21 protein-coding genes and 1 pseudogene are annotated in these 24,404 nt (G+C 66.0%); 15 read left to right on the plus strand and 7 right to left on the minus strand.

Annotated features, from left to right (window positions below; all coding sequences use genetic code 11):
- Positions 1 to 4: 4 nt before the first annotated feature.
- Positions 5 to 2,308, minus strand: coding sequence for a transglycosylase domain-containing protein (locus tag IEW19_RS02020; protein ID WP_188570032.1), 2,304 nt, complete (start codon positions 2,306 to 2,308; stop codon positions 5 to 7).
- Between the two features lie 37 nt (positions 2,309 to 2,345).
- On the opposite strand from IEW19_RS02020, the gene sp36 reads away from it, so the two are divergent.
- The 8 genes from sp36 to arfA all read left to right on the plus strand — a co-directional run bounded on the left by sp36 (position 2,346) and on the right by arfA (position 10,058).
- Entirely contained in the window at positions 2,346 to 2,501 is a 156-nt protein-coding gene (gene sp36 / locus IEW19_RS02025) for a Sp36 family protein (protein WP_188570033.1), read from the plus strand.
- 1 nt (position 2,502) lies between these two features.
- Positions 2,503 to 3,036, plus strand: coding sequence for a RidA family protein (locus IEW19_RS02030; RefSeq protein ID WP_188570034.1), 534 nt, complete (start codon positions 2,503 to 2,505; stop codon positions 3,034 to 3,036).
- Between the two features lie 15 nt (positions 3,037 to 3,051).
- Complete coding sequence (locus tag IEW19_RS02035; protein WP_188570035.1) at positions 3,052 to 3,963, plus strand: NUDIX hydrolase; 912 nt, start codon at positions 3,052 to 3,054, stop codon at positions 3,961 to 3,963.
- Between the two features lie 59 nt (positions 3,964 to 4,022).
- Positions 4,023 to 5,024, plus strand: coding sequence for a LacI family DNA-binding transcriptional regulator (locus IEW19_RS02040; protein ID WP_188570036.1), 1,002 nt, complete (start codon positions 4,023 to 4,025; stop codon positions 5,022 to 5,024).
- Between the two features lie 206 nt (positions 5,025 to 5,230).
- Entirely contained in the window at positions 5,231 to 6,565 is a 1,335-nt protein-coding gene (locus IEW19_RS02045) for an extracellular solute-binding protein (protein WP_188570037.1), read from the plus strand.
- Between the two features lie 25 nt (positions 6,566 to 6,590).
- Complete coding sequence (locus IEW19_RS02050) at positions 6,591 to 7,565, plus strand: carbohydrate ABC transporter permease (protein ID WP_188570038.1); 975 nt, start codon at positions 6,591 to 6,593, stop codon at positions 7,563 to 7,565.
- Positions 7,566 to 7,567: 2 nt separating this feature from the next.
- Entirely contained in the window at positions 7,568 to 8,464 is an 897-nt protein-coding gene (locus IEW19_RS02055) for a carbohydrate ABC transporter permease (RefSeq protein WP_188570039.1), read from the plus strand.
- A gap of 55 nt (positions 8,465 to 8,519) precedes the next feature.
- Positions 8,520 to 10,058, plus strand: a complete 1,539-nt coding sequence (gene arfA, locus IEW19_RS02060) for an arabinosylfuranosidase ArfA (protein ID WP_188570040.1) — start codon at positions 8,520 to 8,522, stop codon at positions 10,056 to 10,058.
- Positions 10,059 to 10,124: 66 nt separating this feature from the next.
- On the opposite strand, the gene IEW19_RS02065 is transcribed toward arfA, so the two are convergent.
- Positions 10,125 to 10,802 carry a Crp/Fnr family transcriptional regulator gene (locus IEW19_RS02065; protein WP_011775987.1) on the minus strand — a complete coding sequence of 226 codons (678 nt, stop codon included), beginning with the start codon at positions 10,800 to 10,802 and terminating at the stop codon, positions 10,125 to 10,127.
- Positions 10,803 to 10,997: 195 nt separating this feature from the next.
- On the opposite strand from IEW19_RS02065, the gene IEW19_RS02070 reads away from it, so the two are divergent.
- Positions 10,998 to 12,182, plus strand: coding sequence for a MarP family serine protease (locus IEW19_RS02070; protein WP_188570041.1), 1,185 nt, complete (start codon positions 10,998 to 11,000; stop codon positions 12,180 to 12,182).
- Positions 12,183 to 12,192: 10 nt separating this feature from the next.
- On the opposite strand, the gene aroQ is transcribed toward IEW19_RS02070, so the two are convergent.
- Positions 12,193 to 12,657, minus strand: a complete 465-nt coding sequence (gene aroQ / locus IEW19_RS02075; protein WP_188570042.1) for a type II 3-dehydroquinate dehydratase — start codon at positions 12,655 to 12,657, stop codon at positions 12,193 to 12,195.
- A gap of 123 nt (positions 12,658 to 12,780) precedes the next feature.
- Between aroQ and IEW19_RS02080 the strand changes: the two are divergent.
- A pseudogene (locus IEW19_RS02080) lies at positions 12,781 to 13,347 on the plus strand (LacI family DNA-binding transcriptional regulator); the annotation flags it as partial.
- Here IEW19_RS02080 and IEW19_RS02085 read toward each other — a convergent pair.
- Complete coding sequence (locus IEW19_RS02085; RefSeq protein WP_188570043.1) at positions 13,344 to 14,144, minus strand: DeoR/GlpR family DNA-binding transcription regulator; 801 nt, start codon at positions 14,142 to 14,144, stop codon at positions 13,344 to 13,346. The pseudogene IEW19_RS02080 and the gene IEW19_RS02085 overlap by 4 nt on opposite strands.
- A gap of 96 nt (positions 14,145 to 14,240) precedes the next feature.
- Positions 14,241 to 16,262 carry an acetate--CoA ligase gene (gene acs, locus IEW19_RS02090; protein WP_188570044.1) on the minus strand — a complete coding sequence of 674 codons (2,022 nt, stop codon included), beginning with the start codon at positions 16,260 to 16,262 and terminating at the stop codon, positions 14,241 to 14,243.
- A gap of 409 nt (positions 16,263 to 16,671) precedes the next feature.
- Between acs and IEW19_RS02095 the strand changes: the two genes are divergently transcribed.
- From IEW19_RS02095 to IEW19_RS02105, 3 genes are all read left to right on the plus strand, one after another.
- Positions 16,672 to 18,081, plus strand: a complete 1,410-nt coding sequence (locus IEW19_RS02095; protein ID WP_188570045.1) for an energy-coupling factor transporter transmembrane component T family protein — start codon at positions 16,672 to 16,674, stop codon at positions 18,079 to 18,081.
- An 83-nt stretch (positions 18,082 to 18,164) separates the two neighbouring features.
- Positions 18,165 to 18,959: an endonuclease III gene (gene nth / locus IEW19_RS02100; RefSeq protein ID WP_188570363.1), complete on the plus strand. Its 795-nt coding sequence runs from the start codon at positions 18,165 to 18,167 to the stop codon at positions 18,957 to 18,959.
- Positions 18,956 to 19,633, plus strand: a complete 678-nt coding sequence (locus tag IEW19_RS02105) for an NUDIX hydrolase (RefSeq protein WP_188570046.1) — start codon at positions 18,956 to 18,958, stop codon at positions 19,631 to 19,633. The genes nth and IEW19_RS02105 overlap by 4 nt, the downstream gene beginning before the upstream one ends.
- Positions 19,634 to 19,642: 9 nt before the next feature.
- Here IEW19_RS02105 and IEW19_RS02110 read toward each other — a convergent pair whose 3' ends face one another.
- Together IEW19_RS02110 and IEW19_RS02115 are read right to left on the minus strand one after the other, a co-directional pair.
- Complete coding sequence (locus IEW19_RS02110; protein WP_188570047.1) at positions 19,643 to 19,825, minus strand: YegP family protein; 183 nt, start codon at positions 19,823 to 19,825, stop codon at positions 19,643 to 19,645.
- A gap of 148 nt (positions 19,826 to 19,973) precedes the next feature.
- Positions 19,974 to 21,710 (minus strand): bifunctional 3'-5' exonuclease/DNA polymerase, encoded by a 1,737-nt coding sequence (locus tag IEW19_RS02115; RefSeq protein ID WP_188570048.1) that lies wholly within the window; start codon positions 21,708 to 21,710, stop codon positions 19,974 to 19,976.
- Between the two features lie 338 nt (positions 21,711 to 22,048).
- Between IEW19_RS02115 and ssd the strand changes: the two genes are divergently transcribed.
- Together ssd and IEW19_RS02125 are read left to right on the plus strand one after the other, a co-directional pair.
- Positions 22,049 to 23,089, plus strand: a complete 1,041-nt coding sequence (gene ssd / locus IEW19_RS02120) for a septum site-determining protein Ssd (RefSeq protein WP_188570364.1) — start codon at positions 22,049 to 22,051, stop codon at positions 23,087 to 23,089.
- Complete coding sequence (locus IEW19_RS02125; RefSeq protein ID WP_188570049.1) at positions 23,086 to 24,390, plus strand: TadA family conjugal transfer-associated ATPase; 1,305 nt, start codon at positions 23,086 to 23,088, stop codon at positions 24,388 to 24,390. The genes ssd and IEW19_RS02125 overlap by 4 nt, the downstream gene beginning before the upstream one ends.
- The last annotated feature ends 14 nt before the right edge of the window (positions 24,391 to 24,404 follow it).

Consider the following 24,404-nt stretch of genomic DNA (forward strand, 5'->3'; position numbering starts at 1 on the left):
GCGCTTAGCCGTTTCCCTTGCCATTGTTGCCGTTCCCGTTGTTGCTGGGGGCAGGTGCCTGCGTTGCCGGCGCGGACGGGACGGGAGCCTGTGTGGCCTGGGGCGTCGTCCTGGCCGGGGCGGAACTGGTGGTTCCGTTGATCATGTTGCTCGGTGCAGCCGGGAACGGGTTTGTTCCGTACGCCGGAGCGATCTTGGCCATGTAGTTGGAGAACATGGGCCCGGCGATCATGTAGCCGTCAATGCCCGGGTAGAACTTGCCATTGACGGTGATGTTCTGTCCCGCGCGGTCCTGGGCGCCCAGCGGATCGCCGAACCAGGCGGCGGTTGCCAGGCCGGTGGTGTGCCCCACGACCCAGGTGGAGCCGTTGTTGTTGGACGTACCGGTCTTGGCGCCGATCGGGAACGAAGTCTTGGTCGAAATCCGCGGCTGGATCAGCGCTCCCGAACCACGGTTCAGCACCTCCTGGAGGGCATAATTTACGCCGCGCGCAACGTCGGGCTTGATGGCGTCCCGGCAGCTGCTGGACTGCGCGGGCAGCTGCTTACCCGTGGCATCCGTGACCGAGGTGATGGCGATGGGCTCGCAGTACTTGCCGTCGTTGGCGAACGTGGCAAACGCGCTGGCCATGGTCAGCGGCGAGGTCTGGGTGGACCCCAGCAGGTTGCCCAGGGTCATCATGTTCACGTTGGGATTCGCCTCGCTGCCGTCGGCTGAGGGCAAACCGCTGTGCAGGCCTACGGCGTCGGCGATCTTCTGGATGCCGCAGAAGTCCAGCTGCGCCGCGGACGCGAACGTCACGGTATTGATCGAGTTGTAGAGGCCTTCCAGGACGGTCAGCGGCCTGTACCACTGCGGTTCCGCGTTCTGCAGGTCATCTGCAGCGTCCAGGCCGGCGTTCTTCTGGGCCGTACTGTAGGCACCCTGCACCTTGCCGCAGGTATTGCGCCACGGGTAGCCGATGGGGTAGACGCGCTGGGCTGCATTGACCATGGTGTTCATGGTCTTGCCTTCATTGAGCCATTCGGCAAAGGTGAACGGCTTCATGGTGGACCCGGGCTGGGCACCGCCCATGCCATTGAGGTCGTTGCCATCCTTGTCCAGCTTGTCCACGTTGAAGTTCAACTGGGAATCGAAGCCCTGGCCGGGCAGGAATGTGGTGTTCTGGGCCATCGAGATGATCTTGCCGGTGCCGGGCTGTACCGACACCATGGAGGCGCCCCACTTATCGGGGTTCGCGCCGGCAGCGGCGTTGGCCTGCTCCTGCGCCGTGGCCTGGGCTTTGGGATCCAGGGTTGTGGTGATGGTCAGGCCGCCGCCGTAGATGAGGCGCTGGCGCTCCAACTTGTCTGCTCCGTAGGCCGTGTTGTTTTCCAGCAGATGCAGGATGTAGTCACAGAAGTACGGGGCAGAAGCGGCATAGGCGCAGCCCTGCTTGGGCTGGGTCACCTTGGGCTGCACCGGCGTGGCCACGGCGGCGTCGTGCTCCTGCTGGGTGATCTTGCCCTGGTTGAGCATCAGTCCCAGCACCAGGTCGCGCCGCTGCTTGGAATTTTCCGGATTGGTAATGGGATCGAACATGGAGGGGCTGTTCACCAGGCCTGCCAGGAGTGCTGCCTGCGGCAGGGTCAGGTCCTTGGCCGTGGTGCTGAAGAAGTAACGGGACGCGGCCTCAATGCCGTACGCGTCACGGTTGAAGAAAACGATGTTCAGGTAGCCCTCAAGGATCTGGTCCTTGGTGAACTCCTTCTCGAGCGCGATGGAGAGCTTCATTTCGCGGAGCTTGTCGCCCACGCCCTTGTTGACGCCGTTGAGCTTGATCTGGTCCTCTTCGCCGGCGGCCGCGAGGTTCGCGTTGAGGACGTTGTTGACGTACTGCTGCGTGATGGTTGAGGCGCCCTGCTTGTTGCCGCGGGCGGTGGCCACCAGCGCACGCAGGATGCCTGTGGTGTCCACGCCGCCGTGCTCGTAGAACCGGCTGTCCTCCACCGCGATGATGGCGTTCTTCATGTTCGGTGAAATCTGGTCCAGCGGAACCTTGGTGCGGTTCTCCGTGTAAACGCTGGCGATCTCGCTGCCGTCCGCAGCCAGGATCCGCGTGGTCTGGCTCGGGGGATCGACCTTCAGCTCCGCCGGAAGGGAGTCGAAGAAGTCGATGGAACCGCTTGCAGCACTGCCGGAGACGGCAGCGGCAGGGACCAGCAGGCCCGCCACGAGGACACCGCAAATTGCGCTCACACCGAGGAAAAGAAGGATCTTACCCAGTGTGGTGGCAGTGTCGAATAAGGGGTTGTTGCGAGTCGCCATGTTTTCCACTTTACCGGCAAGGACTACGCTTTCTCTCATGATCAAATGGGAGTACGCGACGATTCCGCTCATCATCCACGCCACAAAGCAGATCCTGGACCAGTGGGGAGAGGACGGCTGGGAGCTTGTCCAGGTAGTCCCCGGACCTGACGGCAACGGCCTTGTCGCCTACCTCAAGAGGGAGAAGCAGTAGCATGGGCACGCCCGCAGAAGCCCAGTCCAGCGCCGCAACGGCGCCGGCATCCGCCGTCGAGCAGCGCCTCGCGGAACTTGGCATTACCCTTCCGGAAGTCGCCGCCCCGGTGGCTTCCTACGTTCCCGCTGTCGTCTCCGGCAGCCACGTCTACACCTCGGGCCAGCTGCCGTTTATTAACGGCAAACTCGAAGCTACGGGCAAGGTGTCCGCCGGCGCGGAAGGCTTCGCGGACGAGCCCACCGTGTCCCCTGAAGACGCCCAGCGCTATGCCGCTGTCTGCGCTGTCAACGCCCTGGCCGCCGTCAAGAGCGTCATCGGGGACCTGGACCGCATCACACGCATCGTCAAGGTTGTGGGATTCGTCTCCTCGGATCCCTCGTTCACTGGCCAGCCCGCCGTCGTCAACGGCGCCTCGGAACTGTTGGGCCGCGTCCTGGGTGACGCCGGGCAGCACGCACGTTCCGCCGTCGGCGTTGCCGTTCTTCCGCTCGACTCTCCCGTAGAGGTCGAGCTGATCGCCGAATTCAGCTAAGACCGGACAATTCCCTTGCCTCACCTCGCACGACGCCTTTTTGCACTTCCCCAGGATCTTGAAGGGGCAGCGCAAAGCTGGCTCGAACACGGCGAGCGGACCCCCAGGGCCGCGCGCTACGCCTCATCCGTCGTCCTCCTGCAGGATTCCCCCACCGGCCTGGAAACGTGGCTGGGCTACCGGCCCGGCTCCTCGCCGCTGGGGGTCCTCGCCTTCCCCGGCGGGTCCCTTGACCCGGCCGACGACGACGCCATGGGTTGGCTGGGCCCGTCGCCGCAGCATTGGGCTGAGCAAATGGGAACGGCCGACGTCGGGCTGGCGCGGCGACACGTGGTGGGCGCCATCCGCGAGCTCTTCGAAGAAACGGGCGTACTGCTGGCCGGTCCGGACATGTCCAATACCGTCGAGGCCACGTCCACGTCCGAGTGGATGCGTGCACGCGTCGCCGTCGCCGACCAGGAGAAGACGCTTGCCCAGGTCCTGGGCAAGCGCGGCCTCTCCCTGCGCACCGACCTGCTCAAATCCCTGGTCAACTGGCGCAGTCCTGATTTTGCCCACCGCCGTTTCGACACCCGGTATTTTGCCGCCACCGTGCCGCTGGGCCAGGAACCGTCGCTGCTTGACGGCAAGGGTGTCTGGGGCCGATGGGTCAACGCCGCGCACGTGGTCCAGGAACGGAACAGCAGCGCGCTGGGCGACGAGGCCGGCCAGGAGAACACCGTGGGCCGTCCCCTGGGTGAACTGCTGGTTCCCGGTTCCGAGATCATGCTTGAGAAGATGGCAGCCGCCAACGGCTGCATCGCCTACCTGAGCTACAAACGCAAGCCCCATGTGTACCAGCCAACCCTGGTCGAAGAGGACGGCAGGCTCATGCTTGAAGTCGAAGCAGCAAAGACCGTGGCGGGGGACCACCAGCGCGAACGCTGACGTTCCGTGGGCCGGAGTAAAATCGTCACCAAAGCCACACCGGGAGCAAGGGGGCGCCTTTGCGCGCAACGGTCAAGGACGTAGCGCGCCTCGCAGGGGTTTCGCCAAAGACGGTTTCGAACGTCATGAACGGAATTGTCCCGGTCAGCGGCCCCACCCGGTTCAGGGTGGAACAGGCCATGGCGGAACTGGATTACGTTCCTAATCTCTCCGCGCGCGGATTGCGCAACGGCAGGTCGGGCGTCATCGCTTTGGCGTTGCCGGACCTGGGCACGCCCTATTCCGCCGAGATTGCCCACAGTGTGGTCGAAGTAGCCCACGAACAGGGGTGGAGCGTACAAATCGAGGAGACGGGATCCGATCCCACCCGCGAGTATGAACTGATGTCGCGCGCCCGGTCCAACCTGGTGGACGGGCTGATCCTCAACCCGGTGGTCCTGGATGAGAGTGCCGTCAAAGTGGGTGTTTCCCTCCCTCCGGTTGTCCTGCTGGGGGAGGTGTCCCAGAAGCTGGCTGACCGTGTGTGGGTGGACAGCGTCGCTGCCGCCCGGGACATGACCTTGGCACTCGGCAGGACGGGCAGGCGGCGCATCGCCGTCCTGGGAACCGCCGAAGTCCGGGGCTCCGCCGCAGCCATCCTGCGGACCCGTGGCTACCAGGCCGCACTAGGGGAACTCGGCATCGCCTTGGACGACTCGTTGATCATCCCGTGCGAAAAGTGGAGCCCCGACTCGGCAGCCCGGGCGCTGTCCGCATACCTTGACTCGAACCCGGTGCCCGAGGCGCTTTTCTGCTTCACCGATTCCATGGCCATCGGTGCCCTGAGTGTGCTCTGGAAACGCGGCCTGCGGGTTCCCGATGACGTTGCCGTCGCCGGTTTCGACGACATCGCGGATGCGAAATACGCGGTGCCGTCGCTGACGACCGTTTCCTTCGACAAGCGCCACATGGCCAGAGAGGCCCTGCGCCTCCTTACCGAACGGATGGCCGACCGCCAAGGGCCGCAACGGGTGGTGGCCGTGGACTACGAAATCGTGGAGCGGGAGAGCACCTCACCCTAGCTTCGCCAAGTTCCATCCCGGCTGGAACCGAGACCCCCAACCCAGTTGGCGAACGCTAACAATTTTTCGTTGCGCCTCACATTACATCGATGTAACGTGAGGCGTGCGTCACACCCAGGGCTGCAGGACATGCAATGAGGGCATCCGGCAGCAAGGGCCTGTGGCAACGGAATGACTTTCAGCGGACCCATCCAAAGGAGTGACGGGTGAAGCAGTTTGATTTTTTCGCGGGCAGGCAACTGTCCAGGCGGCAGCTACTGTCGGGAACCGCAGCGTTGGGAAGCGTGTTCGCCGCGGCAACCCTGTCCGGGTGCGGCGGGAACGCTTCCGCCGCGGCTCCCAGGGATATCCAGTTCTGGCATCTCTTGTCAGGCGGCGACGGCATCAAGATGCAGGCGCTGATCAGCAAGGTGAACGACGCCAACCCCGGGTTCAAGGTGCACCCCACCGTCCTTGCCTGGGGCCCGCCCTACTACACCAAGCTCGCCATGGCGTCGGCCGGCGGCCGGCCGCCGCAGTTGGCCATCATGCACGCCAGCCGGGTTCCGGGTTATGCCCCCGGGGGCCTGATCGACCCATGGGACCTGGACATGCTGTCGGAATTCGGCGTCACGGACAAAAGCTTCGCACCGAGGATCTGGGACAAGAGCCAGAACAACGGCAAAGTCTTTTCCATCGCCCTGGACTCGCATCCCTTTGTCATGTTTTACAACCGTGACGTGGCCGGGAAGGCGGGACTGCTCGGCAGCAACGGGCTGCTGCAGGAGGCTAAGTCGCCCCAAGAATTCCTCAGCATGGCCCGGGAAATGCAGAAGGTGACGCAGGCCCACGGCTTGTCCTTCGGCTACCTTGGCAGCGGATCCCAGATGTGGCGGCTCTTTTACACCCTCTACCGGCAGCACGGGGCACAGATGGAGCTGACTCCCGGCAAGCCAATGGTTGCCGACAACGAGGCCGCTGTTGAGTCCCTGGAGTTCATGAGGTCGCTCTTCGATGACACCATCGCGGCGCAGAGCGGTGATATCAGCACCGGCATCGCAGAATTCGCACGCGGCGGATCAGGCATGCTGTTCAGCGGGGTCTGGGAACTTCCCACCTTCAAGAAGGCAAACCTGCCCGTTGACGCCGCCACCATCCCCACTCTGTACGGCACGCCGGCGGCCTACGCTGACTCGCACTCCTTCGTGCTTCCCCGGCAGTTGAATGTCGACGACGTAAAACGGCGGGACGTGTACAAGTTCGTGAGCGACATCCTCAAAGGCTCGCTGTCGTGGGCCGAGGCAGGGCATATCCCCGCCTTCCAGCCGGTGGTGCAGTCCCAGGCCTACCGCGAACTCACGCCCCAGATCCACTACGCCAAGGCCGCGGACATCATCGCTTACGACCCGGAGGCCTGGTTCAGCGGATCCGGCTCCGATTGGCAAACCTACTTTGCGGAGACCGTGCAGAACGTGCTCCTCGGCCGCGACAAGGCAACAGACGGCTGGAATGCCTTCGTGCGACGTACCAACACCCTGCTTTCCCGTCCCAACCCGGTTTGAACCGCCAAGCGACACAGGAGTCCAAATGAGTTCCGTAGCAACATCACACGACAGCGAGGGGCAGGCGGGATCGCTGCCCGGACTGTCCCGCCAAAGATTATCCAACCGGGCAGGGTCCAGGTCCGCCCGCTCTCAAGGAAGCAGGGACAACCTCAACGGCTGGGCATTCGCCGCCCCGTTCCTGGCGTTCTTCCTGGTCTTCCTCGTCTGGCCCCTCCTTTATGGGCTGTACATGAGCATGACCGGTAAGTCCCTTACCGGCGCGAACGACAGCGTCATTGGCTTCGCCAACTACGCCGAGGCCCTCGCCGATTCCGACATGTGGCATTCACTGGGCAACACCCTCTATTTCACCGTCATCAGTACCGTGCCATTGGTGGTCGTTGCGTTGGTCATGGCGGCTTTGGTGAATGTCGGGCTGCCGGCGCAATGGCTGTGGAGGCTTTCCTACTTTGCCCCGTACCTGCTGGCTTCCACCGTCGTATCCCTGTTCTTCACTTGGATGTACAACCCCCAGCTCGGTCTGATCAACGACGCGCTGGTCAATATCGGGCTGCCGAAAGTCGCCTGGCTCAACGACCCGGGCGTAGCGATGTGGGCAATAGTCCTCGCCACATTGTGGTGGACCGTGGGCTTCAACTTCCTGCTGTACCTGGCAGCGATGCAGAACATCCCTGCACAGCACTATGAGGCGGCGTCGCTGGATGGTGCCGGTGCCTGGCGGCAGTTCTTCTCCATCACCCTGCCGCAACTGGCGCCCACCACCGTGATGATCGTGCTCCTCCAGATCCTGGCATCGCTGAAAATCTTCGACCAGGTCTACCAAATGACAGCCGGCGGGCCTGGCGGTGCCACCCGTCCCGTGGTGCAGTACATCTTCGAAACGGGCTTCACCGGATACCGCCTTGGCTACTCCGCGGCCATCTCCTACATCTTCTTCGGACTGATCGTGGCCGTTTCAGTCATCCAGTTCCTCATCACCCGCCGCAGGAGTGCATAGCCATGGCAACTGAAACCCTCGCCCGCCCCGCTACCTCCGCCGCAACGCCGTATGCCGGCCGGAGAAACGGCCGCCGGATGACCCCGGGCCGGATCGCGGTCCTGGCAGTCGCCGCGCTGCTGGCCGTCCTCTGGCTGGTGCCCTTCGCCTGGGCAACGGTCACCGCCTTCAAGAGCGAGACGGATGCCGCCGCTCCGAAGATCAGCTGGATCCCGCCGTCGGGCTTTACCGCCGACGCGTTCGTCAAGGTATTCCAGGACGGCAACATCCCGCTCTGGACCTGGAATTCCCTCTACACGTCCGCCGCCATCACGGTGATAACGCTGGCCATTTCCGCGCTGGTTGCCTACGCCCTGTCCCGCATCGACTTCCGGGGCAAGAATGTCCTGATGACGGTGATCATCGCGTCCATCATCGTTCCGCCGCCGGTCCTGATCATTCCGCTGTTCTACCAAATGGTGGCACTGCACATGATCGATACCTCGTGGGCCATCATCCTGCCGCAGGTCATCCACCCTGCCATGGTGTTCGTGCTCAAGAAGTTCTTCGACCAGATCCCGCGTGAACTGGAGGAAGCCGCGGTCATGGACGGAGCCAGCCGCATGCGGATCTTCCTCCAGGTGGTCCTGCCGTTGTCCCGACCCATCCTCGCTGCTGTGGCAATCTTCGTGTTCATCGGTGCGTGGAACAACTTCCTCTGGCCGTTCATCGCCACCAACGACGGGTCCGTCCTGACCCTCCCTGTGGGACTGCAGACCATCAAGAGCGCCTATGGCATCCAGTACGCCCAGAACATGGCGTCGGCGCTGCTCGCGGCACTGCCCCTGATCCTGCTCTTCCTGTTCTTCCAGCGCCAGATCATCAAGGGCGTTGCGACGACGGGACTCGCCGGCACCTGATGGCCACCTTCACGTTCCACCACGTACCTGTTGCACAACCAAGGAGATAGTTCTTATGTCCCGCGCCAGAATCACCCTCGACCGCGACTTCACCATCGGAGAGGTGCCCCGCCGACTGTTTGGCTCCTTCGTGGAGCACATGGGCCGCTGCGTCTATACCGGAATCTACGAACCGGGCCACCCCGAGGCGGACGAGAACGGCTTCCGCCAGGACGTCCTCAAGCTCGTCAAGGAACTCGGGGCCACCGTAATCCGCTATCCCGGAGGCAACTTCGTCTCCGGCTATGACTGGGAAGACGGAATCGGCCCCCGCGAAGAACGCCCGCGCCGGCTTGACGGCGCGTGGCACACCGTGGAGACCAACGCCTTCGGCCTCCACGAGTTCGTGGACTGGTCCCGGCAGGCAGGCACCGAAATCATGGAAGCCATCAACCTCGGCACCAGGGGAGTGGATGCCGCCCGGGCCATCGTGGAGTACGCCAACCATCCCGGCGGCACCCGTCTTTCGGACCTGCGGGCCAGAAACGGCCACAAGGACCCCTTCAACATCAAGCTGTGGTGCCTGGGCAATGAGATGGACGGCCCCTGGCAGATCGGCCACAAGACCGCCGAAGAGTACGGGAGGCTGGCACAAGAGGCTGCCAAGGCCATGCGGTTGGTTGATCCGGGCATTGAACTGGTGGCCTGCGGAAGCTCGAACTCAGGAATGCCCACGTTCGGGGCCTGGGAGCAGACCGTCCTGTCCCAGGCCTACGACCAGGTGGACTACGTCTCACTGCACGCTTACTACCAGGAGCGCGACGGCGACGTTGGCAGCTTCCTGGCCAGTGCGGTGGACACGGACTACTTCATCGAATCGGTCATCGCCACCGCCGACGCGGTCCGGGCCAAGGGCAAGCACAAGAAGCACATCAACCTGTCCTTCGACGAATGGAACGTCTGGTACCAGCGCGGCCGGGACACGGAGGACCAGCCGCACAACGTCTCCAAGGCCGGCTGGCGTGAGCACCCCAGGGTCATCGAGGACAAATACAACGTGACGGACGCCGTCGTCGTCGGTACCCTGCTCAACTCACTGCTCCGCCACGGCGACCGGGTCAAGATCGCCAACCAGGCGCAGTTGGTCAACGTCATTGCCCCCATCTTCAGCGAGGAGAACGGGCCTGCCTGGCGCCAGACCATTTTCCACCCCTTCTCACAGATGGCAGGACTTGCCAAGGGCCAGATCCTGCGGCTGTCGGTTGACTCGGACAAGTACGCCAACGCGCGGTTTGGCGACACCGACCTGGTCGATGTCAGCGCCACCTGGAACGAGGACACGGGCCGCGTGGCCCTGTTCCTTGCCAACCGCGGCCTTGAAGAGGCGGCGGACGTGGAGGTCAACCTGCGCGGCTTCGACGCACAACGGGTGCTCCGGGCAGAAGTCCTGGAAATCCCCGACGGCGGCGACCGCTTCACCATCAACAACCAGGAGAACCCTGGCCGGGTGGGCCTGAGGCCCCTTGAGGGAGCAAAGGCCAACGGCTCCGAGCTGCGCCTCAGCCTTCCCGCCTTGTCATGGGCCGTCGTCGAACTGGACGTGGCGAAGAGCTGACCCTGCGTTGAGGTACCAAAAAGGCCGCCCCACGGGGCGGCCTTTTTCATTTGGTCTGTTGGTTCCTTAGCGGGAGCGCTGGCGGAGGCGCTGCATGTCCAGGATGACCACGGCGCGGGCCTCGAGCCGGAGCCAGCCGCGCTGGACGAACTCGGCCAAGGCCTTGTTGACGGTTTCGCGGGAAGCGCCCACCAGCTGGGCAAGCTCTTCCTGGGTGAGTTCGTGTGCAACCAGGACGCCGTCGGTAGCCGGGCGGCCGAAGCGGTCGGCGAGGTCCAGGAGGGCCTTCGCGACGCGGCCCGGGACGTCGGAGAAGACGAGGTCGGACAGGGAGTCGTTGGTGCGGCGCAGGCGACGGGCCAGGGCCTGCAGCAACTGGGCTGACACCTCGGGGCGGGTGCGCAGCAAGGCGTTCAGGCTCTCATTCTTGAGCCCGGCCAGCCGGGTTTCGGACACCGCGGTGGCGGTGGCGGTGCGGGGACTGGGATCGAACAGCGCCATCTCGCCAAAGAGCTCGCCCGGGCCGAGGATGGCCAGGAGGGATTCGCGGCCGTCGGGGGAGGTGCGGCCGAGCTTCACCTTGCCGGAGACGATGAAGTAGAGCTGGTCACCCTGGTCGCCCTCGCGGAACACCGATGCGCCGCGGGAAAGGTCCACCTCGGTGAGCTCGTCCGTCAGCAGACGGAATGCGTCGTCGTCGAGCGTGGCGAAAAGGGGTGCTCGGCGCAGTACCTCGATGTCCATGAAATCTCCTACGTAAAAGTATCGGCTGTGGCGCTTGTGCCATTGTTTCAGAATTTTCAAGGTTCTGTGACGAACTTGGCAGCCGAAACGCCTGCGGGCGCCCGGGCATGGGCCCACCAAGGGGTGCCATACCCCACAGAATTTTGTCAGCGTCCGCCACTAGAATGGGGCTTCAACTGTTAATAAGGAGCCTTTGTGGTCGGCCTGACTGTCCTGGACATCGTCCTGATCCTGGCGCTGCTGTCATACCTGGTCTACGGCCTCCGCAACGGGTTCCTGGTCACTGTCGGCGGCCTCGCCGGGTTTGCGGCCGGCGCCGTCGCCGCATTCTTTGCCGTTCCCCTCGTCAGCACCTTCGTCGAGGACTCCGGGTGGAGGCTCACCGCCATCATCGCTGCCGCCGTCGTCCTGATGGCTCTGGGACATGGCCTGGGCACCATGGTGGGGCGGCAACTTCGTGGCGTGGTGCGGATCCGGCCGCTGCGGGCAGTGGACCGGCTGGTGGGCGGGGCATTGAACCTGGTGGTCTCTGCGCTTGTGATGTCCATGCTGGCGTTCAGCGTCAGCTCCCTCGGGGTGCCTGTCGTGTCGCAGCAGCTGGCGGAGTCCAAAGTGATCCGTTTCATCGATGGGCTCACCCCGACTCCAGTGAAGGCCACCATGGCGCAGCTGCGTTCCACGGTGATCGGCAACGGCATCCCCACCTTGATCGAGGGACTGGACCAGGGCCAGGCGGTCCAGGTGCCCAACACCAGCACCAATACGCCGGCGCTCAACAAGGCGGCGCAGTCCGTCCTGAGGATCGCCGGCACGGCCTACGAATGCGGCCAGAACCAGACCGGCAGCGGCTTCGTGGTTGCCCCGGACCGCGTGGTGACCAATGCCCATGTCGTTGCCGGCGTGTCGCAGCCTGTTGTGGAGATGCCCGACGGCGGGGCGATGCCGGGACGTGTGGTGTATTTCGATACCAGGCGCGATCTGGCGGTCCTGGCCGTGGACAAGCTGCCCTCCCAGCCGCTGCCGCTCAGCCGAGACCTGCCCGGCGGCAGCCAAGCTGCCTTCGCCGGGTACCCGCACGGCGGACCCTTCCAGTCCAAGCCCGCCACAGTCCAGGACATCGCCACGGTCCTGGTCCCGGACATCTACGGCAATAACCCCTCGCCTGAGGACATTTACCGCCTGGCCGGGGACGTGCAGCCCGGAAACTCCGGCGGCCCGCTGCTCACCACTGATGGCCAAGTAGCCGGCGTGATTTTCGCCAAGGCCACTTCTGACACGGAAGTAGGATTCGCCATCACCATGAATGACCTGGACCCTGTCGCAGGCCAGGCGCCTGGACTGTCCTCACCCGTTTCCTCCGGGCAGTGCATCCAGAAGTAGTACCTGCCGGTTACAGGACCTCGGCCAGGTAGTCGATGGCAAGTTTGTAACCGAATACCCCTGCGCCCACGATCACCGCCGCACACACCGGGGACAGGTAGGAGTGGTGCCGGAATTCCTCCCGCTGGTGCACGTTGGTGATATGAACCTCGACGGTGGGCAGCTGGACAGCGGCCAGGGCGTCACGCAGTGCCACGGACGTGTGCGTGAAGGCGCCGGCGTTCAGGACAATTCCCGCCGCCGTTCCACGGGCTGCGTGGATGGCATCAAGCAGGACCCCTTCATGGTTGGACTGGACACACTCCACCGCGAAACCGTGTTTTTCGCCCGCTACAGTGGCCAACTGTTGCACGTCGGCAAGGGTGGAGGTGCCGTACTTCTCCGGCTCCCGGGTGCCGAGCAGGTTCAGGTTGGGGCCATTGATGACCAGGATGGTGCCGCGGCCGGCTTCGACAGTGGAGGAGGCTTCAGTCATGCCTGCAAATCTATCGCTTGGCGCTGCCCGCCGCGCATTCTTACGCCCCCACCCCATCGATCGCTGGGTAAGGGTCGTTTTGAGCGACTAAAACGACATCCACGGAGCAATCGATGGGGTGCCTCAGTGCTGCTCAACCAGGAACGTGACGCACCCGGATTCAACAGCATCGGTGTGGATCTGGCAGCGGGGGCCAAGGCCGCAGTGGAGCACCTCATCGGTCATGGACACTCCAACATCGGCCTGGCGATGGGAACCAATGTCTCGGGGGAAACGGACGGCCGCGAGGTGGGGTGGCGGCAGGCGCTCCAGGCAGCAGGCCTGCCCGAGGGGCCCATTTCCTACAGTGCCTTCACCCGTCCGGGAGGTTATAGCGCCGGGCAACGCCTGCTGGCATCGGTAAATCGGCCAACGGCGATCTTCGCCACGTCCGACATGCAAGGAATAGGGCTCCTGCGGGCGATCCATGAAGCGGGACTTTCCGTCCCGGGCGACATTGCAGTGGCGTCCTTTGACGGTTCGGCCGACTCCGAATACTCCTGGCCGCCGCTGACCACTGTTGAACAGCCTGTGGCTGCCATGGCGGAGGCTGCCGTGGCGGCACTCGTGGGAGCCAGCAGGGGCGAGAGGCCGCGGCACCGGATTTTCCCCACCAACCTGCACATACGCCAATCCTGCGGCTGCCCCTAGCCGGCCGACTGCACCGTCGGCAGTCGCAGGCGCCCTACCCGCTCCTGCAGGACCCGCCGGGCTTCGGCGCTGAGCCCGGCGTCGCTGATGACCTCATCAACCTCATCCAGGGCGGCGATTGAGCTGATTCCCAGCATGCCCCACTTGGTGTGGTCCGCAAGGACTACAGTCTTGCGCGCGGCTGCCACGAAGGCGCGGTCGGTTTCGGCTTCGAGCAGGTTGGGCGTGGTGAACCCGGCATCGGCATCCATTCCGTGGACGCCCAGGAACAGGACGTCCAGGTGCAGCTGCTTGAGGGCTCCGGTCGCGATGGGGCCCACCAGGGCGTCCGACGGCGTGCGCTCGCCACCCACGAGGATCACCGTGGACGCATGGCGGGCTGAGCCGGACGAGGCAGCATGGTGGAAAAGGTCCGCAATCCTGACCGAGTTGGTCACCACGGTGACGCGCGGACCCCCGGCCAGTTCCCTGGCAAGCGCCCACGTGGTGGTGCCTGCGCTCAAGCCCACCGCCATGCCCTCATGGACCAGGGTGGCCGCCTCCACCGCGATGGCGCGTTTCTCCGCAGTCAGCTGAGTGGACTTCAGCTCGAACCCGGGCTCATGCGTGCTGGCGTCACCGGGCAGCTTGGCGCCGCCGTGGATACGTTCCAGCTTGCCGCCCTCTTCGAGCAGTTCGATGTCCCGCCGCACGGTCATCAAGGAGACGCCCAGTTGGTGGGCCAGGTCCGATACGCGGACCACCCGCTCCCGCTGTACTGCATCCAGGATTGCTTGATGTCGGGCGGCAGGCAGCATGGAGGCGGATCCTTCAACGCGGGTTACAGGTTGGCTCCCAGCATACGGCGACGGCGCCACCCAAGCCGGGCGGCGCCGTCGCCATATCGGTGCCGGTTACTTCCGGAGCGAAGCTGCGATCTGCTGCATGATGGTGGGATCGGAGAGGGTGGTGGCATCGCCGGGGTCGCGGCCTTCGGCCACATCCTTGAGCAGTCGACGCATGATCTTGCCGGACCGGGTCTTGGGCAGTTCCGGCACCACGAGGATGTTCTTGGGCTTGGCGATGGGCCCGATTTCCTTGCCCACATGGTTGCGCAGTTCCTGGACGGTGGCATCGCCGTTGTTCACGGCGTCGCCGCGAAGGATGACGAACGCCACGACGGCCTGGCCGGTGGTTTCGTCCGTGGCGCCCACGACGGCGGCCTCCGCAACGGAGGGATGGCTCACCAGGGCGGATTCGATCTCCGTTGTGGAGAGGCGATGCCCGGAGACGTTCATGACGTCGTCCACGCGGCCCAGGAGCCAGATGTCCCCATCCTCGTCCTTCTTGGCGCCGTCCCCGGCGAAGTACATGCTCTCGAACCGGGACCAGTACGTGTCCTTGAACCGCTCCGGATCACCCCAGATCCCGCGCAGCATCGACGGCCAGGGTTCGCGGATGACCAGGAAGCCGCCGTGGCCGTTGGGGACGGACTCGCCCATCTCGTCCACGACGTCCACGGCGATGCCGGGCAGCGGTACCTGTGCCGAGCCGGGCTTGGTGGCGGTGACTCCGGGAAGCGGGGCGATCATCTGCGCGCCCGTTTCGGTTTGCCACCAGGTGTCCACGATGGGAGCCTTGTCGCCGCCGATGACCTTGCGGTACCACATCCAGGCTTCCGGGTTGATCGGTTCGCCCACCGAACCCAGCACGCGCAGGGACGAGAGGTCGTACTTCGCCGGGATCTCCGCGCCCCACTTCATGAAGGTGCGGATGGCTGTGGGCGCGGTGTAGAGGATGGAGACCTTGTACTTTTCCACGATCTCCCACCAGCGGCCCTGGTGCGGGGAGTCCGGGGTGCCTTCGTACATGACCTGGGTGGCGCCGTTGAGGAGCGGGGCGTAGGCGACGTAGGAGTGGCCGGTGACCCAGCCGACGTCGGCCGTGCACCAGTACACGTCCGTTTCCGGGTGCAGGTCAAAGACTGCCTTGTGGGTGTAGGCGGTCTGGGTAAGGTAGCCGCCGGTGGTGTGCAGGATGCCCTTGGGCTTCCCGGTGGTCCCGGAGGTGTACAGGATGTACAGCGGGTGCTCCGCATCGTGGCCCACAGCGGTGTGCTCGGCGGGGGCCGTGTCCACGGTGTCCGCCCACCAGTGGTCCCGGCCCTCGGTCCAGTCCACGTCCTGGCCGTTGCGCTTGACCACCACCACGTTCTGCACCGTGTGGCCGTCATGGGCCAGGGCGTCGTCGACGGCCGCTTTGAGCGGGCTGGGCTTGCCGCGGCGATAGGTGCCGTCTGCGGTAACCACGAGTTTGGCCTCGGCGTCATCGATCCGTGAACGGAGTGCTTCGGCGGAAAAGCCGCCGAACACGACTGAGTGGACCGCGCCGATCCGGGCGCAGGCCAAGAGGGTGATGACGGCCTCCGGGATCATGGGCAGGTACACGGCCACCCGGTCACCCTTGGCCACGCCCAGGGACTCGAAGGCGTTGGCTGCCTTCTTTACTTCTTCGGTCAGTTGCGCGTAGGTGTAGGTCCGGGTATCGCCGGGCTCGCCCTCGAAATAGATTGCGACGCGGTCCCCGTTGCCAGCCTCGACGTGGCGGTCCAGGGCGTTGTAGGCGGCGTTGAGCTCACCACCGACAAACCATTTGGCGAACGGTGGATTGGACCAGTCCAGTGCCTGGGTGAAGTCCTTGCTCCAGGTCAGCAGTTCCCGTGCCTTCTTGGCCCAGAACGCCGGCCGGTCAGCATTCGCTTCCCCATACTCGGCTGCGGTGACAACGGCGTCGGCCGCGAACTCCGGGGAGGGTGGGAAGGTACGCGTCTCATGCAGCAGGTTCGCAAAGGCATCGCCCTGGTGGCCTTGCTGGCCTGCCGGCTGGGCGGAAGCGGACGGAACGGTGGCCGTGGAGCTGGGAGTGTCCTGGGACATGTGAACCTCATCATTCATCGATCTTTGCCGCGCGGCACGCCGCCACCGCATGGCCCTCCGTTCGCACGGCACTGGGCTCCAGCCGGGGGCGGACAAACCGCAAGGAACTGTTCCGCAACCAAGCCTAATGCTTGCCGCGCATCCTCTGTGCTCCCCGTCACAGACACGACCGCGAGCGGCATTTTTTAAGCGGTGAATGGTGTCTTCATGACCCGTCCCGGGTGCCGGAAGGCCTGCGCCGGCTAGTGATCAGCCTGGCTGTTGACTAGGCTGAGATGGAATTGTGACTTCACTTCGGACCGCTCCGGCCAGGCTCCACCAGTGCCTTGCCGGACCGGCACCGCATGTCAAGACGGCACAGTTTTCGGGTCCGGACCGGGCCCGGTGCCGCCACGCTAAGGAGAGCAGAATGAACCAGCAGAGCTACGGCCAGCGAACGGGCCCGGACACCGAGGCAGTGCCCGGAGGCCCCGGATCCGCCGCCGGGGGACCAGGGCACCCCACGGCCACCGGCAACCCCGCCAAGGGACCGGCTGCAGGGCAGAAAGCTGGTTTCGCCAAGATCGACCCGAAGGCCAACCAGGCGGTTCTCGGTCCGTTCACCGTGCGCGACCTGGCCGTCTTCGCCGGCACCCTGATCCTGTTTGTCGCGTCCCTGCTGCCCCTTTTCGGTGCCCGGTACAACCTGTGGAACCTGAACAACCTGTTCTTCCTGGGGCTAGGCATCATTTTGCCGCTGATCGCCAGCGCCCTGTTCGCGGCACGCCGCTTGGCCCCTGCCACCAGGATCCGGGTGGGTTCGCTCTCGATCGACCAGTTCGCCTCCGTGGTGGCCTCCTTTGCCGTCGCCTTCTTCTTCCTGTCGGTTGCTGGCGCTTTTGTGACCAGCCTGCTGGTGGGCCTGATCGGCTCGCTGGTCCTCTTCGCTGCCACGGTGCTGGCCCGCTTCCTTCCGTACCTCTCCGGCGACTTCAAGGACCGGGCCGAGGTGCCGGCCCACGTTGTGGCACGAGAAGCCGCTGTCCCCGCGCGGATGCCGCGGGTCCCCAAAGCGCCAAAGCCTGACAACGGTGCCACCCGCTCGAAAGGCATGAAGGGCGCCGGGCTCTTTGGCGGCGCGGGCGCAGGGTCCTCCGCGGTCCAGCCCGGGTCCACCAGCCCCGGTTCCAGCCCTCAGCCTGCCCCGCCTGCCCCGTCTGTGCAGGCGCCAGCCACCGCTGCCGTTCCCGTGGCCAGTGCAGGGGTTGCCAATGCGGGAGCGCCCAATGCAGGAACCAGCAGTGCCGCATCCGCCGGTGCGGCAACGGCTGCAGCAGGTGCCGGCGCGGGTGCCACCGGTGCCCGGACCGGAAGCTCAACGCCCGTATCGACAGCCCCCGAAGCCTCCGACCGGACCCCTGAAGTGGACGCCGGGCCGCCCACCCAGGCGGCCGACGTCGTCCGTCCTGCCGCAACGCCTGCCGCGGAACAAACCCGGCACGGGGGTGCCCCTACAGCCAATGCTCCCCAGGCGGCTTGGGAGCCGCCGGCAGCCACCGCGGTCCACCAGCAGGTCCGTTCCGACCATCCCATCGGAGCAACGGTGGACCCGGACAGCCGCCACCAGGAGGCTGAAGGCCAGCCGATCCACGAGGCCTTCTGGTTTGCCGTCGCCCAGCACCGCACCGCCTTCGACCCCCGTACCGGTGCTCCGGCCTTCGTCATCGAACCTGGCGGCTGGGTGCTGGCACTCGAGGACCGCGGCCACGAATTCCTGGTCCAGCATACTGACGGACGGCTGGGCGTCCTGCGCGACCTCAGCAACATCGAGCGCGGCTGACCCCCGTGGCCGGGCTGCAGGTGGCAGGCCCCGGCGGGAGCGTTCCCGCCGGGAAGGGGGCCGGAACAGGCCAGGCCGCCGGGATGCCCCTGGTCTCCTCCGAGTCCGTCCTTGCGCTTAAAAGGCGGGCAAGGCGCATCCACAGGGCCTTGGCCGAGAAATACCCCTACGCCCATGCGGAACTCGACTTCCGCAACCCGTTCGAACTGCTGGTGGCTACCGTCCTGTCCGCCCAGACCACCGACGTCGTGGTCAACCAGGTCACCAAAGTGCTGTTCGCGCTCTATCCCAGTGCTCGGTCCCTGGCAGAGGCGGACCCCACGGAGCTCGAGACCATCCTCAAGCCCACCGGATTCTTCCGTGCCAAATCGAGGAACGTCCTCGCACTGTGCACCCGCCTGGTGGATGACTTTGACGGCGAGGTTCCGGGCCGGATGGAAGACCTGGTCACGTTGCCCGGCGTGGGCCGCAAGACGGCCAATGTGGTGCTCGCCAATGCCTTTGGCATCCCGGGCATCTCCGTGGATACGCATTTCGCCCGTTTGGCGAAGCGGTTTGGGTGGACCCAGTCCGAGGATCCCGTGCAAATTGAACAGGACGTGGGGGAGCTGTTCGAGCGCAAGGACTGGACCATGCTGTCCCACCGGGTGATCTTCCACGGCCGCCGCGTCTGCCACGCCAGGAAGCCCGCCTGCGGCGCCTGCCCGGTGGCCAACTGGTGCCCCAGCTATGGGCTGGGGGAGACCGATCCGGCCAAGGCAGCCAAACTCCTCAAATATGAGCTGGCGCCCGGCAGCGAGGCGTTGCTGGAGCAGTACCTGTCCGAACAACACCGGGCAGCGGAAATCCGGATGGCCTCCCAAAAGAGGACCCCATGAGCGCACGCGACGACCTCGCCGGGCTGGTCAGGCGGGCGGAATCCGGAACGGCCGGGCCCCCTGATCCCCGCTGGGCCGCACTGACCGTTGACGCCGCACGAGCCCGCAGGGCCGCCGTCCTGATGCTCTTCGGCGTACTCGATGACGTCCCGGCCAAGTCCGGCAAACCGCTGGCGCCGGCAGACCTGGACGTCCTGCTCCTTGAACGCGCCCACACCCTGGGGTCCCACCCCGGACAGGTCGCGTTCCCTGGCGGCAGCATCGACCGGAACGAGACCCCCGTGGCGGCTGCGCTCCGGGAAGCCGAGGAGGAAACCGGCCTGGATTCAGGCGGGGTGGAAGTGTTGGGTACGCTCCAGGAACTGGGCTTGGCCCACAGCAACTTCCTGGTGACGCCGGTCCTTGGCTGGTGGCAGTCACCCTCTCCCGTCCGCGTGGTGGACTACGGCGAATCGGCCCAGGTGTTCCGCGTGCCTGTCCGGGACCTTCTCGACCCGGACAACCGCGTGATGGCCACGGTCCATCGCGCAGGCCGCACCTTCGACAGCCCCGCCTTCACCGTCAACGGCGTGGTGGTGTGGGGCTTCACCGGCATTGTACTGAGCGGCCTCTTCGACCAACTCGGCTGGTCGGTTCCCTGGGACCGGAACCGGCTGCATCCGATGGCGGTCTAGCTTCCAGGCCTATTGGCGCAAGTCCACTACGACCCCGGTGGCGGCGTTCTCACGCATGGCCCTGATGCCGTCGCGGAGCAGGTTCAGGGACTTGAAGGTTGGCGAAACTGCAACTGTGTTGCCATCGGAATCGGTGAGCCGAAGCCGGTACAACTCGTCGGCCGTGCGGTGGATTTCAAATCTTCCCGCCATAAATGGGGACCTCCCTGGTATGCGTCGTTGCATCAGCGTGCGGACCGGTCTGGTTCAGTCGCAGTTTTGACTGTAACGTCCGTCAACGGACCCGCATAGCTACCGCCGGGTAGGTTACCTTGCGTCTCGAAGGCAGGCCTTGGGGGAGCTATTTGGCGAGGTCATAGGAGTCGACGACGGCGAGGCTCACCGGGAACTCGACGGGGATTGGGCCGAACAACAGTTCCTTCGCTGCCGCGGCTGATTCCTCGATGGCCTCGATGCAGGCGTCGACCCTGTTGGACGGTGCATGCACCATCACTTCGTCGTGCAGGAAGAAGACCAATTCGGCCCGCACGGGGCCGCCGCTCCCGGCGGTTCCTGCCGTCCGCAAGGTGCGCAGCCGCCGTCGTAATTCCGCAAGCCAGCACGCCGCCCAGTCCGCGGCCGAGCCCTGGACCACGAAGTTCCGGGTGAAACGCCCCCTTGACCGGGCGATGGACTCGGCCCGGCGCTGCTCCTCCGCCGTGGTGGAGCGCTGGCTCAGGAACCAGCGTTCCGACGGTGGAGGGCTGCTGCGGCCCAGCCTGGTTGTCACTGTCCCGCCGGCTTCGCCCGACCGCGCCGCGCGCTCCACAAAGTCGACGGCACGCGGATAGGTGCGTGCCAGCTGCGGCATCAGGCGGCCTGCCTCGCCGGAGGTGGCGCCGTACATCGCGCCCAGGAGGGCCATTTTCGCTTTCGCCCGATCCCCGCCAAAGCCCTTGGCAGCGATGCCGGCGTAGAGGTCCTGGTCCCTGGCGGCCTCCGCCATGGAGGAGTCCTGCGCCAAGGCGACCAGGACCCGCGGTTCCAGCTGCGAGGCGTCCGCGACGATGAGCTTGTGGCCTGCCTCGGCGTGCACCGCGCCGCGGACCTGGCGCGGGATCTGCAGCGCGCCGCCGCCACGGGACGCCCAGCGGCCCGAAACCACGCCGCCCACCACGTATTCGGGGCGGAACCGGCCGCCGTCCACCCAGGCGTCCAGCCAGGACCACCCGTTGGCCGTGTGCAGGCGGGAGAGCTTCTTGTATTCCAGCAGCGGCTCGATGGCGGGGTGGCTGGACTCCCTCAGCTCCCATTTCCGGGTGCTCTTCACCTCGATTCCGTTACGGTGCAGGGCACGCATCAGGTCCTGCGGCGAGTCCGGGTTGAGCGCAGGGGAGTTAAGAAGGGCGCGCAGTTCCGCGGCCAACGCCTCCAGTTTCTGCGGCCGCTGGCCGGCGGGCGGCCGGGGACCCAGGTGGTTGGCCAGTATTTGTTCGTGCAGGTCCTCCCGCCACGGGACGCCGGCATGCTGCATCTCGGCGGCCACCATGGCGGCGGCGGACTCCGCCGCGAGCAGCAGCTGCAGACGGCTCCGGCGGTTCTCCTCCGGACCCACCTCCGCCAGTGCGCCCTGCTGGGCCGCGTATTCGGACTGAAGGTCCGCAAGGGCAACACCCGATGGCGTGGCGCCAGTTGGTTCCTCGAACAGTGCGGCCTGGTCCGCCGGGGGACGGGGCGGCAGCAGTGCCTTCGGGGGAAGCAGGGGATCTTCCACCGGGACCCTGTCGGTGTTCCTGGCGTACGCGGTGTGGGCACTGAACTGCGAAAAGGCCAGGATGTTGCCGCAAAGAGTGAGGTCATAACAGCGTTCCACCTCCACGCCTGAGGCGAGCAGCGCGGGGTACCAGTCCTGGGTCCGGTGCCAGATCCAGCGGGGCGGCTGGCCGCCGGGGCGCTTGGCTTCCAGTTCACGGACGACGGCGGCAAGGTCGCTCAGTGCCACCAAAGTGGGTTCAGGGTTGGCCGGCCGGGCGTGGCCGGCCTGCATCAGTTCCTGCACGGCCGCGCCACGGGGGTGGGCGGCGAGCAGCAGGTACATGCTCCCATTGTGCCCTGCTGCCGGAGCCGGCCAGGTCCGGGTTGTCCACATACGGCACTTGCTCCCTTAACTGTGCTAGGCAGCGGCGGCACATTGGCTCCATGAGCAGGCACCAGCTGAATGCATCCCCGCCCGGGCAGGAACACTCCGGAGGTTCCTCCTGGCGGCCACCGGACGCGGCATCGCTATCCCGTGGGAGCCTTGAGGCGGACAGTGCCGCCGCGTCCGCTGCGCCGTGGCTGCCGGACGCTGCAGTGCCACATGATCCCGGGACTTCTGGTCCGGCGGCGGGTGGTTCAGGGACGGGTGGTTCGGTGCCGGCGGGGCCGGGCGAGGTCCTGTTGGTCACCTCGTCCGGCGTTCTCCGCGCCGAAGTGGAGCGCATCGTGGCCGCCGCCGGGGCTGACCTGCACGTAGTCCCCGATGCAGTGGAGGGTGGACGCTACTGGGATGCTGCCGCTGCCGTCCTGGTGGGCAGTGACATCAGGGAGCTGCCGCCGCGGCGCCGCACACCCGCGGTCATGGTGGGCCTCGATGGCGAAGGGGACAGTCTTTGGCACCTTGCCGCTGCCCTGGGTGCCGAACGTGTTGCGGTGCTGCCCGATGCCGCCGCGTGGCTGGCGGACCATCTCAGCCGTTCGCGCTCGCCGGGTCCTGGCGGACTGGTCCTTGGCATTACCGGCGGCTGCGGCGGGGCCGGGTCCACCACTGCGGCCATCTGGATCGCGCAGGCCGCGGCAGGGCTGGGGGCGCGGGTCCTGCTGGTTGACGGAGACCCCTGGGGAGGAGGCCTGGAGCTGGCGCTCGCAGCCGAGGAAAATCCCGGCCTCCGCTGGCCCGACCTTGCCGAGGCCAGGGGAAGCATCGACCCCCTGCAGCTCTCGGATTCCCTGCCCGTGGCCGGAGGCTTCTCCTTCCTGTCCTGGCCTGCCACCCGGGAGCAGCCGCTTCCTGTCGCTGCTGCTGCCGCGGCGGGCGTGCTTGACGCTGCCCGACGCGGCTACGAGCTGGTTGTGGTCGATGTGGGAAGGGGTGCGGAGCCGCTCCGCACGGTGGCATGGGACTGCGACCGGATCCTGGTGGTGGTGCCGGCGCAGCTGAAAGCAGCAGTGGCCGCGGTGCGCCTCCTGCAGGAGCTTCCACCGGTGGAGGCGGCGCTGTTGGTGCGGGGGCGGCCCGGAGCGGCGCTGGACAGCGCCCTGATCGCTGACGCCGTAGGGCTGCCGGTGCACGGCCGCATACCCGAACTGCGGGCCGTCACGGGAGCCATGGAGTCCGGCCGCCTGCTCGACCTCGGGAAGCGGCGGACCATCCGGCACTTCGGCGCCACGGTGCTCGATTGGCTCGGAGAAGACCTGCAGGCGGGGGATGTGGCATGAGGCGGGCGCCGGGTATTCCGCCAGCTCCGCCCCGTGAAACTGGCAGCGCAGCTGGTGCGGGAAGCCAGGACGCGCGGCGCAGCGCCCGGATCCTGGAAGCGGGCCAGGCCGGCCGCCAGTTCCGACGCCGGGACGCTGCAGGAACTGGCAGGACCGTCGACTCCGGGCTGCTGGAATCCGTCCGCGAGTCGATGATGGCCGAGGCGGGAGCCGTAACGCCTTCGCGTGTGGCCGCCGCCGTGCAGGCTACTGGCAAGCTGTTGGGCACCGCCGGATCGCTTGCCGCGGTGGAGCGGATCAGCGCCGAGCTCAACGGACTGGGGCCGCTGCAGGAGCTCACCCGGGACCCTGCCGTAACAGACATCTTCGTCAACGCGCCCGATTCCGTTTGGGTGGACCGCGGCCGGGGCATTGAGCGCGTTCGTATCCTGTTCGATGGCGAGGCCCAGTTGCGGGCCCTGGCCTGCAGGCTTGTGGCCGCCGGCGGCCGGCGCCTCGATGACGGTTCACCGTGTGTCGATGTCAGGCTCGCCGGCGGCTACCGTGTCCACGCCGTGTTGCCGCCGGTCTCCACATCCGGGACGCTGCTGAGCGTCCGGATCCGCAGGGAGCGGGTTTTCAGCATGGCGGAGCTGCGCTTGTCCGGCATGTTCGGCGCGGGAGTGCAGGCGGTGCTGGAGAGCATTGTGGACAGGAGGTTAAGCTTCCTGATCAGCGGTGCCACGGGTTCCGGGAAGACCACGCTGCTGTCCACCCTGCTGGGCCTGTGTTCGGCGGAGGAACGGCTGGTCCTGATCGAGGATGCGTCCGAACTGAACCCTGTCCACCCCCACGTTGTCGCTTTGGAATCACGCCACGGGAACCTTGAGGGCGGCGGAGCTGTGGACCTGGGGGAACTCGTCCGGCAGGCGCTCCGCATGCGCCCGGACAGGTTGGTGGTGGGGGAATGCCGGGGTGCCGAGGTGCGCGAGCTCCTCACCGCGATGAATACCGGGCACAGCGGAGGCGGAGGCACCATCCACGCCAACACGGCAGCCGCCGTCCCGGCAAGGCTCAACGCCCTTGGCGCGCTCGCCGGGCTCGGTCCCGACGCCGTGCAACTGCAGGCTGCCAGCGCCCTTGATGTTGTCATCCATGTCGGCAGGACACCGCGGGGCAGGGAAGTGCTGTGCGTTGGACTCATTGGCCAGGGCCCGGAAGGACTGACCGTGGAGCCGGCCATTGGGGAATCAGGTGTTCCGGGCGCCGCATGGCCTGCGCTGGCAGCCCGCCTGGGGATGGACTCCGGGGGCATCCTGTGATCCTCGTCTTCACT

This window comes from Arthrobacter liuii, from assembly GCF_014639275.1.
GTDB classification, from domain to species: domain Bacteria; phylum Actinomycetota; class Actinomycetes; order Actinomycetales; family Micrococcaceae; genus Arthrobacter; species Arthrobacter liuii.